The organism is Ktedonobacteraceae bacterium, from assembly GCA_035653615.1.
GTDB lineage: Bacteria > Chloroflexota > Ktedonobacteria > Ktedonobacterales > Ktedonobacteraceae > DASRBN01.
Map to the genome: position 1 here is coordinate 1 of DASRBN010000012.1, position 14533 is coordinate 14533.

Below are 14533 nucleotides of genomic sequence, written 5' to 3' on the forward strand. Positions count from 1 at the left end.
GGGAGCGACGGCCTTTTGTCGCATCCGCGGTTATTTGTCGACGTTGCGCAAGCAGGGCGTGGATCTGCTTTCTGCTTTGGAGGCCACGTTGCGCGGTCATCCTGTCCTTCCTTCATTTCAGACTACCTGAGTAGTTACGAAAACTTACTTTACCAAAACCAAATAAACGATGTAGAGACCTAACGAATTGCATCTCTACATCGCTTTTCAGGCAGAATACTACCCATTGAGTGAGCAAACCCAATCACGCCGTCCTGATGTTCCTCGCCTCCTCAAGCCCTAACATCTTGATAGCGTTCTCGCGCAGGACAAATTTCTGCACTTTGCCGCTGCCCGTCATGGGATAGGACGTGACGAACTGGAAGTAGCGCGGAATCTTCTGGCTGCTGATGCGGCCCTTGCAGTACTCACGCAATTCTTCCTCAGTGAGCTCCACACCCTCTCGAGGAAGCACCACGGCCAGCAGTTCTTCACCATAGAATTTGTCGGGAACGCCCAGCACCTGCACATCGGCTATCTTAGGATGGCGAATGAGGAATTCTTCAATCTCGCGCGGGAAGATATTCTCGCCGCCGCGGATCACCATTTCTTTGAGGCGGCCCACAATGTTGACATAGCCGCGCGCATCCATTGTTGCCAGGTCGCCGGTATGCAGCCAGCCATCAGCGTCAATAACCTCGGCAGTTTTCTCCGGCATATTGTAGTAGCCCTGCATCACCAGGTAGCCACGGCAGCAAATCTCGCCGCGCTCGCCGCATGGAACGACCTGCCCCGTCGCCGGATCAATGATCTTGACATCGACATACGGCTGCGGCACGCCTACCGTCGCCGCCTTGAGTTCGAATGGGTCTTCCGGGAAGGTCAGGGTGAAGCCGCCGGTGCTTTCGGTCTGACCGAAGGTAATCGCTACATCCGCCCCCATACGCTCTTTTACTGCCTCCATCAAGGCGACTGGTACGGGAGCGCCTCCACAGAGTATCATTTTCAGTGACGAGAGATCGTACTTATCAAAGTCGGGATGCTGCAACATGGCAAGAAACATCGTAGGAACGCCGCCGGTATAGGTGCATCGTTCGCTACTGATGATCTGCAGGGCTTTCAGGGGATCGAAAGCGATCAGCGGATAGATGGTGCCACCCTGACTGAGCGCGGCTACCACGAAACCCACACAGCCGAAAACATGGAAGAAAGGAACGATGACGCAGCCGCGCAGGTCCTGGTCAAACCCCAGACGCTTGCCACCGATCCAGCCAATGTTGATGACCGCGAGGTGTGAGAGGACGGCCCCCTTGGGAAAGCCGGTCGTGCCGGATGTATAGAGAATCATCACCGGGTCGTCAGGTGTAACGCTCGCCTGCCGCTCCTTGAGGGCCTCGGCGCTGATCTGGGCGCTACCGGCGACCATCTCGCGGAACATCGTGGGCCGCCATTCCTGTTGCTCTAACAATCCCTGCGGTGGAGCACCGAGTAAGCTGACGTAACGCAGGTTGGGTAAACGCTCGCCCGTTACTTCGCCATTCTTCGTGCCGGGAGTCGTCAGAGAGCGTATCGTCGCCAGGCAATCGTGGTCGCGTATCTGCGCCATGAAGAACAATGCGGCAACGTCGCCCTGCTTCAGAATATACTCCAATTCGGCCCCGCGCAGCAGGGGATTGATTGTTACCAATACCAGGCCGATTTTAGCGGCGGCCAGCTGGATGAGCGGCCATTCCGGCAGATTAGCAGCCCAGATGGCGATATGCTCGCCCTTGTTCAAGCCAAGCGCCATCAGGCCGCGGGCCACGGCATTGACGCGCTCGCGATACTCGACATAGCTCCAGCGAATATCGAGCGCCCCGCCAAACTCTGGATAGCCGGAATAGACCAGCGCTTCCTTGGTGGGATATTCTTGAGCGCGCAGGTCTAAAAGATCGCCAATAGTGATTTCAAGCAGTGATTCGCCGTCAGTTTCAGCCTGCCAGTACGACAGGCCATCATTGGTCATGCCCATGATCGCATTTCCTCCTCCTGGGCAGCAGGTGAAAGCATCTATACAGACGGTTCAGTTAAGGATATAACTCAGTATAGCACGTCAACAATTTAGCGTATATGTTTTCTTGTACGGCAAATCTTTATACAGAGATCATAGTGAGACTTTGGACACCGGAAACTGGGCAAACTACTCACCTTTAGGACTACACTCTCCCAATTTGAGGCAATACGACATGAAGACGAAAATGGCAACGAGTATTGGAGCGCTAAGGTTTATTCCTTCTGATCATTTCAATTCAGGAAGGCAGCCATAAAAAGATCAAGGGCTACACCTTCACATACACATGCGTTGTCGCATCATAGCGATACGCCGGATTCCCCTTATGAAATATCAGGTTGCCGTTGTTGTCGAGCGTGAGCCAGAGCAGAACCTGGGTACCGGCGGGGAGATGTAAGGGATAGCCCCAGTGATCAAGCGCGCCGGGTCCGGTGACTCCAAACAGCCAGGCGCCATTATCATCGATAATTGTGTTGGGGAGCAACTGGCTGCAGGAGAGTGAGTTATCATCATGGGTATTGTCTACCTGTAGATCACAGGCACGTAGCGACATTCCATTGAACGAAGCGGTAGGATCGGCATAGGGATAGTTCGGGAAACCAGGCACGACCTTGCGCGCAAGCGTGGCCTGCGCCCATACCCAGGAACCAACTTTAACCGGCAGAGATGTTTGCACAAGCAGGTGAATCTTCACGCCCGGAGCAACACGCACAGTGAGCCAGCAGCCGCCGGAACAATCGATGCCGATATTTTGCTGCTGCGCGACATTGATTAAGGGCGTCGGTAATGGCTGCTGAGGAGCGGTTGGATTGATCTGCACAACTACGCCGCCCAGCGCTACCAGTGGATATTGCGGGGGCAGGGCCAGCACCATACCGGGTTGTAGGGCGTGACAATTTTGACCAAGTACAGCATTCAGAGCTTTGACGGTATTTGGATTGGCATCACTGAAGATCTCGCTTGCATCTGCCATGCGCATTTGCACAGTGAGTATTTCATCGCAGGAATCACCTGCCTGGACAGTATAGAGAATGGAACCTGCTTGCGGCAGCACCGGGGAAAATGGGGGCAAGGGCGTGGGGGTTGGGGCCGGCGGCGGACCGGAAATGTTATAGAAATACCTGGTCAGGGCCGGTAATAGCTGCTGGCCTTGCTTTGTGCCAAATAAAAAAGCAGGGAAAGCGACTATGATTAAAATAGGCAGCAAGAGCAGTAATCGCCAGGGGATAGCATGGACTACCGCACGTACATTTTCCCGTGGTGTGCTGCGATGTTGAACACGGCCGTCCATAGGTTTTTTCCCCTCGTTAAATCGTCTCTTCCAGAACGTATTATAGCAAGATGACACAGAAATTACCATCAATACATATGAACACATAAATTTTTCAATGGCTATTTTTAGCTATTCAGATGGCGGAATATACGCTTTATACTTTTTGCAAGGTATACTTTTTATTAGCGCAAGGTTTCATTAGGAAGGGGTATTATTCGTGGCAAATGCACCAAAGGTTCTGATTGTTGACGATAGCGCTACGTCATGTTTATTAATGGCTCGCGCCCTGGCAAATGCCGGGTGCGATGTAATAACTGCATCCGATGGGAATGAGGGCATAGCTAAGGCTCTCATGGAACGCCCTCATTGTGTCATACTCGATGTTGTCCTGCCGGGAGTTAGCGGCTACGGTATATGCCGCCAGTTGCGAGCGTTGGACCCGGAACGCAACCTCTCCATCATCATGGTGAGTACCAAGAATACTTCGCTGGATCAAAGCTGGGGGCTGCGCCAGGGGGCAGATCGCTATCTGCCCAAGCCATTTACCGAAGAAACGCTGGTGCAAACTGTGGGAGAGGTGTTGACGGAACATATGTATCGATGATTGGTCCCCGGCAGAGAGGCGATGCCTATTATTCGCCTCTCTGCCTGCTACTCCAGACTTTCAACCCGGCAGCTGCATCAATTGCTGATAGTGCGTTTCACTCAACCATAACAACGGGAACATATCTTCCTCGATTGCCAGCATCAGGGCGTCGGCTTCCTGCCAGGCAAAATCGTATGCCAGGGGGGATATTTTTCCCTCTCGCAACGCCTCATCCAATTCTTCAACATCCAGTAAGATTATTTCTCCGTCTGGTGTTACCACAATATCAAGATAAAGATCGTCATACCAGGGCACCCCATCTTCATCAACGCCCAGTTGCCAGCAAATGTCAATATACCACTGAATAACCTCGCCATCCGCATTAAACATGGTGGTCAAGGTATAATGGGCTCCTTCAGGAAAGTGCTGTAGCCATGATAAATCTCTGTCCGCAATGTATATCTTTTGATCTTGTAGTTCAATAGAGAGAGGCTCTTCTACCTCATCCATATGTAGCAATGTGATATAACCGCTATATTCTTTCGCGTTCACACGTGTCATACGAAATCGGCTTCGGGTAATGCGTTTCCAATCGGCGCGGTCCGCGCGTTTGCGTTTCAAGCGTCTCTCCTGCCAGGTACTACTGAAACTCAACCAGAAGTGGTATACTGAATTGTACTGATTATTGTTGCTACATTTTAGCACGTTCTGAAATCAAGCAGGCAGATGAACATGGTAGAAGGCACAGGTCGTAGCCTTCTTGAACGCGCAGGAACACTCCTGACACTTTTTACGCTCATCGACAAAAGGCCTGCCGGTTTCTTGAATTTCACCGGCAGGCCTTTTATGGATGGGTGCGAAATCAGCTATTCCGCGCTACCGAACTCCTTGATTTCCTGCATCTCCGTTTCGGAGAGTTCGCGTGGCACCTCTCCACGGTTAATCTTCTGGCTTTGTACATAACGGCGCGTACTTTCAACGATCTCCGGGTTGGCAAGCGTCGTCACATCGCCCACGGGAGCGAAGTTGGTAATCGAAGCAAGGACGCGGCGCATGATCTTGCCGGAGCGTGTCTTCGGCATATCCGCGACGATCCAGATATTCCTCGGTTTGGCGATCTTGCCGATCTCCCTTTCAATCGCCTGGGATACCTTATCCTCGATTTCCTTGCTTGCTGTGTAACCAGGTTTGAGCGAGACATACATCTCGACCACTCTACCGCGCAACTCGTCCATCATGGGAACAGCGGCGGCCTCGGCAACCTCATCGACGGTCAGAGCGGCAGACTCAAGCTCCTTGGTGCCAAGACGATGTCCGGCTACGTTGATCACGTCGTCAACGCGACCCAGGATGCGGAAGTAGCCGTCGGCGGCCAGTACCGCGCCATCACCGGCGAAGTACGGCCAGTCATGCCAGTCCTTACTTTCGGGATTCTTGCAGTACTTGGCATAATAGGTTTGCACAAAGCGTTCCGGCTGGCCCCAGATTGTCTCGAAAACACCTGGCCAGGGATTGCGAATACAGATGTTGCCCGCGCGCCCGCTTCCGGCTGGAACCTCATTGCCTGCCTCATCATAGATCACCGGGTAGATGCCAAGCGCGCCGGGACCGCAACTGCCAGGCTTCATTGGCTGCAAGGCAGGTAGTGTAGTGCAGAGGAAGCCACCTGTCTCAGTCTGCCACCACGTGTCGACAATGACGGCTTCATCCTTACCAATGGTATGGTAATACCAGCGCCAGACATCCGGCTCAATCGGTTCACCTACCGTGGTCATGTGCTTGAAATGGTAGTTGTATTTGGCCGGCTGATCGGAGCCAACCTTGCGCAGCATGCGAACAGTCGTTGGAGCGGTATGGAAGATGGTCACACCCAGCCGTTCAGCGATGCGCCAGGGTCGGCCAGGATCGGGATAGGTTGGCACACCTTCGTACATTACACTTGTCGTTCCCAACGCCAGTGGGCCATACACGATATAGGAGTGACCGGTGATCCAACCGATATCGGCGAAGCACCAGTAGGTATCATCGGGATGGATATCCTGATAGTACTTCGACGTTCCGGCCACATAGGACAGGTAGCCGCCGGTGCTATGCTGGCACCCCTTGGGCCGTCCGGTCGTGCCGCTAGTGTACATGAGGAACAATGGGGCCTCGGCAGGCATAGAAACCGGCGGGACGATTTTTCGTTGATAGTTGGCGAGCAGCTCATCAACAAAGAAATCTCGCCCTTCGACCATCGGCGTATTAGAAGAATACTTGCCGGGATAGCGCCGCCAGACCAGAACCTTCTCAACCTCGACACCTTGTTCGCGGGCCGTTTTTACCGCCTCGTCTGCCTTGGCCTTGTGATCGACCAGCTCTCCATTACGGTAATAGCCATCCATTGTCACCAGGATACGACTGCCCGAATCTGCAATGCGGCCTCCACATGCTGCCCCGCTGAATCCACCAAATACCTCAGAATGAATCACGCCCAGACGGGCGCAAGCGAGCATGGAAACGGGCAGTTCAGGCACCATCGGCATGTGGAAAGTGACACGGTCGCCGGTCTTAACGCCGCCAAAATCGAGAAGCAATGCAGCGAATTCATTCACCCTGACATAAAGTTCTTGATACGTGATGGCCAGTGTCTGTTCTGCTTCCGGCTCGGGCACCCAGATCAAGGCCGCCTTATTAGGATTCTTCTCGCGATGGCGGTCGACACAGTTGTAGCAGGCATTGAGTTTGCCGCCGACGAACCACCTCCAGAACGGCGGATTGCTCGTATCCAGCGTCGTGTGCCAGTACTGATCCCAGGTGAGCAGGTCGGCATATTCCTTGAAGCACTCTGGGAAATTTTTTTCTTTAAATCGCTCAAGGATAGCCGGATCGTTTACATTCGCCTGTCCAATAAACTTTGGGCTGGGATAGAAGTATTGCTCCTCGCGCCAGTGAACAGCAATCTGAGCTTCGGAGACTAATCCTTCCTCTTCTTCAATTGCCATGACTTGATTTCCTCCTACATGGTAAAAATACTATGTTCCACGACTCTTGTGAACTTGTGATAATCATTCCAGTTGCAAGAATGTTACGGTGACATTGCTCTCTTATCCTTTCTCTCTGGTTGCATCCAGAATTCAGGAATATATGAATGATTTCAACCCCGGTCGGGCTTGCTAAAGCATTTAGCCTTCAGGAAATCACTATGTTCTTCTTGTTTCGTTTCAATCTCAAATGAGAAGCCAGGCCTTTTTAGCCTGATATAGCTCACAAGAGCCTGTGTTGAGCGTGGATTGTAGGGATCGAGTACCGGGCTAAAGCATGGCAGCACGTCTTTCCGCCAGAATGCGAGAAGTTTAAGTTTACTCTCCTGACTTGGATGTCGCTGTATGCTGGTTTCGTGCTGAAAAAGAGATCAAATATCATGGAACAGTTCTCGTGGATATAAGTTGGACGAATCTCTTTTCCTGCTGAAATACTACCATAACCAGAAGCTATTTACAAGGGAACAGGTTAGCTCTAGAGGTTCATTCATGCAAACGAAAAAAGCCAGGATAACCTCGCCTGGTCATCCTGGCTTTTAAACTCAGACCCTGTCTATGTCTGCGAGGGAAGTGGCACACCGATCTGTTGCAATACGCCTGGAACGCCACCACCAGGTACATTATCCGAGGATAGGCTGGCAATTTTATCACCCTGGAATGTGAACTCCAGATGTTCTTCGGGTAAGGCAACCGCTTTGTTGGTTGCCGGAATGGGCGGGAGACCTGGGACCTGCAAGTCTCTAGTATGCGTGCCGGTAATGTGTACTGTTGCTACCACTTTGTCGCCCTGCTCTTCCAGAGAACCCAGGTTGAATGACCAGTCAGGGAAAGCATTCATAAATGCGCTCTGGATGGCGATGAATTCTTTTTTCCCGACCGGTTGCGGTGTTGGGCCACTGAGCGTGAAATCATCCGACAGGTACGTGGCTACTTTGTCCCAATCGCGCGCTTCCATGGCCTCGGAAAAGGCCTCGACGGTCTGTGTTTTACTCATACTGCCTGTACTCCTTCTCTTTTTATCATGCTTTGCATTTCAGAAAGGAGTTATGCGCGTACTTGCTCTTAGACGCCATAACTCTCTCAATAGAAAGAGCGAGCATATTTTGCACATCGCTCTTTCTGCTGAGAGAGTACGTAAAGGTTTTCAAGATAGATCAATCTTTATCTTCCGCCCATCGTCAGGGCCATAATCGCGTTCTGGGCGTGCATGCGGTTTTCGGCCTGGTCGTAGACGACGGACTGCGGGCCGTCGATCACGGCATCCGTGACCTCGACGCCGCGGTCTGCCGGCAAGCAGTGCATGTAGATGGCATCCTCTTTTGCCAGGGACATACGCCGCTCGTCGCAAATCCAGCTTTCGTAGCGGCGAATCGTATCGGTGAGCTTCGATGGGTCCTTTACCGCGACGAGCGGCCCCCAGCTCTTGGGATAGACAACGTCGGCCCCCACAAAAGCCTCATCCATGTCGTGGACGATTTTGAAACTACCGCCGGTCTTGCGCGCATTAGAAGCCGCATTGTCCAGGATTTCCGGCATCAGTTCAAATTCGGGTGGATGAGCCAGTGTGACATCGGCTCCGAACTGCGTGAAGAGTTCGATGACCGACTGCGGAAGCGAAAGCGGCTTGGTATAGGATTTGGCATAGGCCCAGGACATGACGACTTTTTTGCCGCGCAGGTCGCCCTTCTTTTCGATCACGGTCATCAGGTCGGCCATGGCCTGGCAGGGATGGTAGATATCACATTGCATGTTGATGACAGGCACGCTGGCGTATTCCGCGACATCGCGCAGGTATTTGTTGCCCTCGCCCCAGTCGCAGTGCCGGATGGCGATGCCGTGTCCGTAGGCGGAGAGTATTTTGCCGATCTCCTTTGGCGTGTCACCGTGTGAAATCTGCATCTTATCGGGTTCGAGGAAAATAGCATGCCCACCTAGGCGCGTCATTCCGGCCTCGAACGAGTTGCGCGTGCGTGTCGAGGAAAAGAAAAAGAGCATGAAGAGCGTTTTGTCTTCCAGCAAGCGCGTTGGCAGGTCAAGTCCCCATTTCATTTTGAGGTCGAATGCCAGGTGCAGCACAGTCTCTAATTCTTCTTTTGTCCATTCCTGCGTACTGATAAAATCTCGTCCGCGTAAATTGGTTTTCATTCTATCAAGTCCTTTCTATAGAGCATTTATCTTTCTTCATCGGGCACAATCCAGGTTCCGGTCTGACCGGCCAGGGCCTGGTCGATAGTTTCGGGCATGGTTATTAGCGCGGCCTTTCCGCCTTGTTCGAGATAGTTGATGCAGGCCTGCACTTTTGGTCCCATGCTGCCCTTTGCGAAATGGCCCTGTTCGTAGTAACGCTTTGCCTCGCTCAGGGTAATACGGTCGAGATCGCGCTGGTCGGGTTTCTTGTAGTTCAAGGCAACCTTTTCCACGGCGGTTGAGATGAGGAAGAGGTCGGCATGTAATACCTGGGCAAGCAGGCTGGAAGCCAGGTCTTTGTCGATTACCGCCTCTACGCCTGAGAGCCTGCCCTCGCTATCGGCAACGACCGGAATGCCGCCGCCTCCCACGGCTACTACAATAACGCCGTTTTTGAGCAGCCAATCTATCACGTCGCGTTCGATTATTGCCCGCGGAAACGGAGATGATACAACGCGCCTCCACCCGCGCCCGGCATCTTCAACCATCTTCCAGCCCTCGCGCTCCATTTTGACGCGCGCCTCCTCTTCCTTGTAGAAAGAGCCGATGGGTTTGCTGGGATTGTGCATGGCCGGATCATTTTTATCGACCAGCACCTGCGTCACGACGGTCACGCACTGGCGCGAAATATCCCGGCGCAAAAATTCGTTGTGTAGCGCCTGCTGGATCATGTAGCCAATGGCGCCCTGCGTATCGGCCCCGCATGAATCGAGCGGGACGGTATGCAGCACGTGATGGGATAGCTCGGAGCGCAACAGGATGAAGCCGACCTGCGGCCCATTACCATGAGTGATGACCACATTCCAGCCCTGCTCGATCATTCCGGCAATATGTACCGCCGTCTCGCGCACGGCATTGAATTGATCTGGTACGCTCTTGTGCGCCTCATCCTTGATTAAAGAGTTGCCGCCAATGGCAACCACGGCTAATTTACTCATAGGGCCTCCAGGAACAATGGCAGCATGGCGTAGAAGTCCGCGCACTGCGCAACCTCTTCAGCCGGCACCTGGTCGAGCGTGGTATGCGCCCAGTGTTCTTCTCCGGGGCCGAAGCCAATCGACGGAATGCCTGCCTTGCCCATCCAGTAGGTTGCGTTGGTCGAAAAGACCCACTTGCCGGTCTTCGCGGGGCGTCCATAGCAGCTTTCAAAGGTCACTTTGCCCGCCTGTACGTAAGGATGGTCTTCCGCCAGCGCCCAGGCCGGGAAGATTTTTTCGACGGGGAAGACAAATCCGGTGTAACTCGGCACCTCGTACATGGGTACGACAATTTCGGCAAGGTGCGCGTTGGGCAGCGCGCGCAGTTCGTTCAGCACTACTTCCTTCGTTTCAGCCGGGTGCATGCGCCGGTCGATATAGAGGTCGCACTGGTCAGGCACGGCATTGAGTGAGGCGGTGCGCGTGCTGATGTTGGTCACAGTGATTGAGCCAGGGCCGAGGAACGGATCGGGACGGCTCTTCAACTCCTCGTTCAGTCGCTCGACGCCCTGAATAAAGGGAAGCGCCTTGTAGAGAGCGTTATCGCCGCGTTCCGGGGCGCTGGCATGACAGCTGCGACCCTTGAAAGTGACGCTGATCTCCGTACGCCCGCGATGGCCGCGATAAATCTCCATGTTGGTCGATTCGCCGATCACGACAAAATCGGGACGAATGCCCTCGTGTTCGACCAGCGCATTGCCGGAGATGCCGTCGCACCATTCTTCCATATTGCCGAAATAATAGAGCGTCCAGTCTCTGGCCAGGCCTAGCTTCTTCAGTGTTGCCAGGGCGTAGATCATGGGCGGCGTGGAGCATTTTTCATCGCCCGCGCCGAGACCATAAATAATGCCGTTTTCGTATTTGCCCTGAAATGGGTCCCATTGCCACTGTGTGGGGTCGGCAATGCTGACCGTGTCGATATGGCTGTCGTAAAGCAGCACGCGGGGGCCATTGCCGATGCGTCCAAGGATATTGCCCATCGAGTCGCGGCGCACCTCGTCGAAGCCAAGATCAGCCATGCGCGCGCCTATAGCATCGCCAACCGGGCCTATCTGACTATCAAAGCTTGGTATGGCAACGATATCACGCAGGAACTGGATCATTGTATCATGATGTTGTGCCAGTTCTTGCTGGACGGCGATCTGAGATTCATGTGAGTTCACTCTTTTCGATTCCTCCTCATTTTGTTGAATTATTGGCCTGGCAGTCTCCCAGGAGTGTCATTCTTCGCTGCGCTCAGAATGACAGGCCCAGGAGCGATGCAAAAAACCTACCTCCACTGCCCATGATTTTTAATGCCGCATCCAGACCGGGCGCCTGATCGGTGTCATGCATTTATTCTTCTATTTTCGCGATCCAATATAATAGAATCATAACCTCTTCCATAAAGCCTGTGATAGTTCCCTTGCCCTGGCATGAATACGTGCCTCGTCAATCGTCAGCAACTGGCGGTTGCGCATCAACCAGCGACCGGCAACCATAGTCGAGTTGACCTGAGATCCATCCATGCCGAAGATGAGGTGCCAGGGAAAATTATCGCTGCTGAGCGGCGTGGGCGGCAGATAATCGAGCAAAACAATATCGGCGGCACCTCCAACGCTCAATTCGCCGACACGCGGGAAGTCGGCGCAGAACGGACTGAAAACGGCTTGCATAATCTGAGCGTTATCTTCAAATGCCAGCTTGAGTACCAGGTCTGCTGGCATGGCCCTGGGGTCTGCCAGAGCCAGTTTGTGCAGAAGATAGGCCGTCTTCATCTCCTGCATCATGTTCATGCTGAAGCCGTCGTTGCCGAGACCAACATTCACTCCGGTTCGCAGCAGTTCCTCGACAGGCGCTCGCCCGACGGCATTGTTCATATTCGAGCGCGGATTATGCACACTGCTGGTGCTTGTATCTGCCAGCCTGCCCATCTCACCACCCTGCACATGCACGCAATGCGCGGCTATTGTGCGCGACCCCAGAATACCCGCTTGCTCGAGACGGTCTACGACGCGCATATCATAGCGCGCAATGCTATCCTGCTCATCGGCAACATCTTCGGCGACATGAATATGAAAGCCAACGCCGAGATTCGCTCCGCCCTCTGCGCACCGTTCCAGCGTTAAAGGGCCGAGTGTGAACGAGGCGTGCAGGCCATAGCTCGCGGCAATCCTGCCTGCCTCAGCTGCTTGCCTGCGTTCGGAGCGTAACGAACGGATAAAGCGTTCATTCTCATGGATGCCCCCGGCGGTTACATCCGGCCCATCGCGATCTGAAACCTCGTAGGCGAGACAGGCTCGAACTCCTGCTTCCTCCACAACATCACCGATGACATCCAGGCTGCCCTCAATCGCATTCGGGCTGGCATGGTGATCGACGACACAGGTCGTGCCATGTCGAATGGCATCGACCATATATACTCCTGCACTGGCCTTAATATCTTCGAGCGTCAGGAGCTTATCCAGCCGCCACCATAAACGCTCAAGGATTTCAAGGAAATTACGCGGTGGTTCGCCTGGAATAGCCATGCCACGCGCAAAGGCGCTATAAAAATGGGTATGCGAACAGAGAAAGCTAGGCATAATCAGGCCATCGTTTGCATCCACATACTCGGCATCGGGATATTGCTGGCGCAACAGGCTATCAGAATCGATGGCAGCAATGCGACTATCGCGAACCAGCACAGCTCCCCGCTCGATTAGCCGGTTTTCGGCACCCAGCGTGACCACTATGCCATTGCCGATGAGAATCTCCGACATGCTTTTTCTGTCCTTACCTGGCATCCGCGAGGTTGGTTACCTATCCCGGACAGGGTTCCCCCAAGAGGTGCCACTACACTACTTTCCAACTTTCTCTGATGGCCTGAAGCGCATAGCAGACCAGACATCGTTCAATGAAACAAGCGTAACACCGCTATAGCCATGTTGCGCAACTGCATCCCACAGAATATCGCGATTCAAGTCGGTACCTGCTTTCGTTCCGCCTTTGGGATACGCAATCCACAATAATGCATCGTATTTGACGGCCTGCAGAGCAAGCGGCAGAAATCGCTCTAACTCACTTTTATTCTTCGCGAACACCTGCACAAAATCGCAGTTGCCTTCAGGATGTTCAACCAGCTCAATGCCCTCCGGCAAAAGACCAGGTTCGTCGAAGTAGCCAGGCGGCGGATTGATGATCATGGCTCGCTGCCCGGCTTTGAGCTGGAGTTTTTTGACGAGTGTACTATTGACCATATTCCACTACTCGTTCGACTATCTCCATGCCTTCCTTTCCTGTGGCGACCGACACGACATTGCCGGCGGTTTCAACTACAGCATCGATACTCTTCAGGCCACTTCCTGTTACCAGCAGCACGACTCGTTCATCGCGGTCAATCTTGCCCTCTTCTAAAAGACGAAGTAGACCGGCATAGCTGGCGGCGCCTGATGGTTCGGCGAAGACGCCGGTGAGGCGCGCCAGGGCCTTTTCCGCCGCTAAAATCTCTTCATCGGAGACGGTTACGCCAAAACCGTTGCTGGCACGGATCATGCGTACCGCCATTGTGCCATTGCGCGGGAGACCGACAGAGATACCATCAGCTACCGTGTGTGCCGGATAAGGTCTCACTACCCCATCACCTTCCAGTGCGCGCACAATGGCGGGCGACCCTTCGGCCTGCACAGCGATCATACGCGGGATGCGCTCGATCATGCCCAGGTGGTAAAGGTCGTCAAAGCCCCGGTAGACGCCGCTGATAATGCAGCCATCTCCGGTTGGCACGATTACGCTATCAGGAACCTGCCAGCCCAGTTGCTCGGCGATTTCGAGACTGGCAGTTTTTTTGCCCTCGACAAGATAGGGATTGTAGCCGGTATTGCGATTATACCAACCAAAAGCGTTGCAGGCTTCGATACACATATCAAAGGCATCATCGTAGCTGCCCTGCACGGCAAAGACGGTCGCCCCGCACATCAGCAATTGCACAATCTTGGCCCGCGGCGCATTATAGGGAACGAAGATATAGCAAGGCAGGCCAACCGATGCAGCCTGTACCGCCAGCGATGAGGCCGCGTTGCCGGTAGAGGCGCAGGCTACCGTTTTCCCCTCCGCCAGCAGAACGGCAATAATACTGGCCCTATCCTTGAGCGAGGCACTGGGATTGCGTGTATCATCCTTCAGCCAGAGATTACTCATACCCAGATAGGATCGCAAGCGTTCAACCTGGTACAGCGGCGTTCCACCAATCGCCAGCGGGGGCCTTGTCTTCCGGCTATATGAAATGGGCAAGAGTGCGCGATAGCGCCAGATGGTTGGTTCGCGATCTTCTGCCAGCGTGTCGCGATTGATACGTGAGGCTATGCGCTCGTAATCGTAATGGACTTCCAGCACTCCAAGCGAGCCACAAGCAGGACAGCTATAGGTGACATCGGCGGGGCTATAGGTTGTTCCACACAGCACGCATGTCAAATGATGAATGTGGTCAGGAACCATTGT

General features: G+C 53.7%; 12 protein-coding genes. 1 reads left to right on the forward strand and 11 read right to left on the reverse strand.

Features of this window, described 5'->3' with window-relative positions; all coding sequences use genetic code 11:
* Positions 1 to 244 precede the first annotated feature (244 nt).
* Together VFA09_06230 and VFA09_06235 are read right to left on the reverse strand one after the other, a co-directional pair.
* Complete coding sequence (locus VFA09_06230; GenBank protein HZU66857.1) at positions 245 to 1990, reverse strand: AMP-binding protein; 1746 nt, start codon at positions 1988 to 1990, stop codon at positions 245 to 247.
* Between the two features lie 307 nt (positions 1991 to 2297).
* A complete protein-coding gene (locus VFA09_06235; GenBank protein ID HZU66858.1) occupies positions 2298 to 3320 on the reverse strand; it encodes a hypothetical protein in 1023 nt (340 codons plus the stop codon).
* A gap of 199 nt (positions 3321 to 3519) precedes the next feature.
* On the opposite strand from VFA09_06235, the gene VFA09_06240 reads away from it, so the two are divergent.
* A complete protein-coding gene (locus VFA09_06240) occupies positions 3520 to 3906 on the forward strand; it encodes a response regulator (protein HZU66859.1) in 387 nt (128 codons plus the stop codon).
* A gap of 60 nt (positions 3907 to 3966) precedes the next feature.
* Here the strand turns inward: VFA09_06240 and VFA09_06245 are convergent, their stop codons facing one another.
* The 9 genes from VFA09_06245 to VFA09_06285 form a co-directional block, all read right to left on the reverse strand.
* Entirely contained in the window at positions 3967 to 4449 is a 483-nt protein-coding gene (locus tag VFA09_06245; protein HZU66860.1) for a DUF402 domain-containing protein, read from the reverse strand.
* Positions 4450 to 4754: 305 nt separating this feature from the next.
* Positions 4755 to 6872, reverse strand: coding sequence for an acetate--CoA ligase (acs, locus tag VFA09_06250; protein ID HZU66861.1), 2118 nt, complete (start codon positions 6870 to 6872; stop codon positions 4755 to 4757).
* 592 nt (positions 6873 to 7464) lie between these two features.
* A complete protein-coding gene (locus tag VFA09_06255; protein ID HZU66862.1) occupies positions 7465 to 7905 on the reverse strand; it encodes a nuclear transport factor 2 family protein in 441 nt (146 codons plus the stop codon).
* Between the two features lie 167 nt (positions 7906 to 8072).
* Complete coding sequence (locus VFA09_06260) at positions 8073 to 9056, reverse strand: ornithine carbamoyltransferase (GenBank protein ID HZU66863.1); 984 nt, start codon at positions 9054 to 9056, stop codon at positions 8073 to 8075.
* A 26-nt stretch (positions 9057 to 9082) separates the two neighbouring features.
* Positions 9083 to 10036 carry a carbamate kinase gene (gene arcC, locus VFA09_06265; GenBank protein HZU66864.1) on the reverse strand — a complete coding sequence of 318 codons (954 nt, stop codon included), beginning with the start codon at positions 10034 to 10036 and terminating at the stop codon, positions 9083 to 9085.
* Positions 10033 to 11238: a YgeY family selenium metabolism-linked hydrolase gene (locus VFA09_06270; GenBank protein HZU66865.1), complete on the reverse strand. Its 1206-nt coding sequence runs from the start codon at positions 11236 to 11238 to the stop codon at positions 10033 to 10035. Before VFA09_06270 ends, arcC begins: the two co-directional genes overlap by 4 nt.
* A 207-nt stretch (positions 11239 to 11445) precedes the next feature.
* Positions 11446 to 12816 (reverse strand): putative aminohydrolase SsnA, encoded by a 1371-nt coding sequence (gene ssnA / locus VFA09_06275; protein ID HZU66866.1) that lies wholly within the window; start codon positions 12814 to 12816, stop codon positions 11446 to 11448.
* Between the two features lie 78 nt (positions 12817 to 12894).
* Entirely contained in the window at positions 12895 to 13293 is a 399-nt protein-coding gene (locus VFA09_06280) for a hypothetical protein (GenBank protein ID HZU66867.1), read from the reverse strand.
* Positions 13283 to 14530, reverse strand: a complete 1248-nt coding sequence (locus VFA09_06285; protein ID HZU66868.1) for a threonine synthase — start codon at positions 14528 to 14530, stop codon at positions 13283 to 13285. The genes VFA09_06280 and VFA09_06285 overlap by 11 nt, the downstream gene beginning before the upstream one ends.
* Positions 14531 to 14533: the final 3 nt, after the last annotated feature.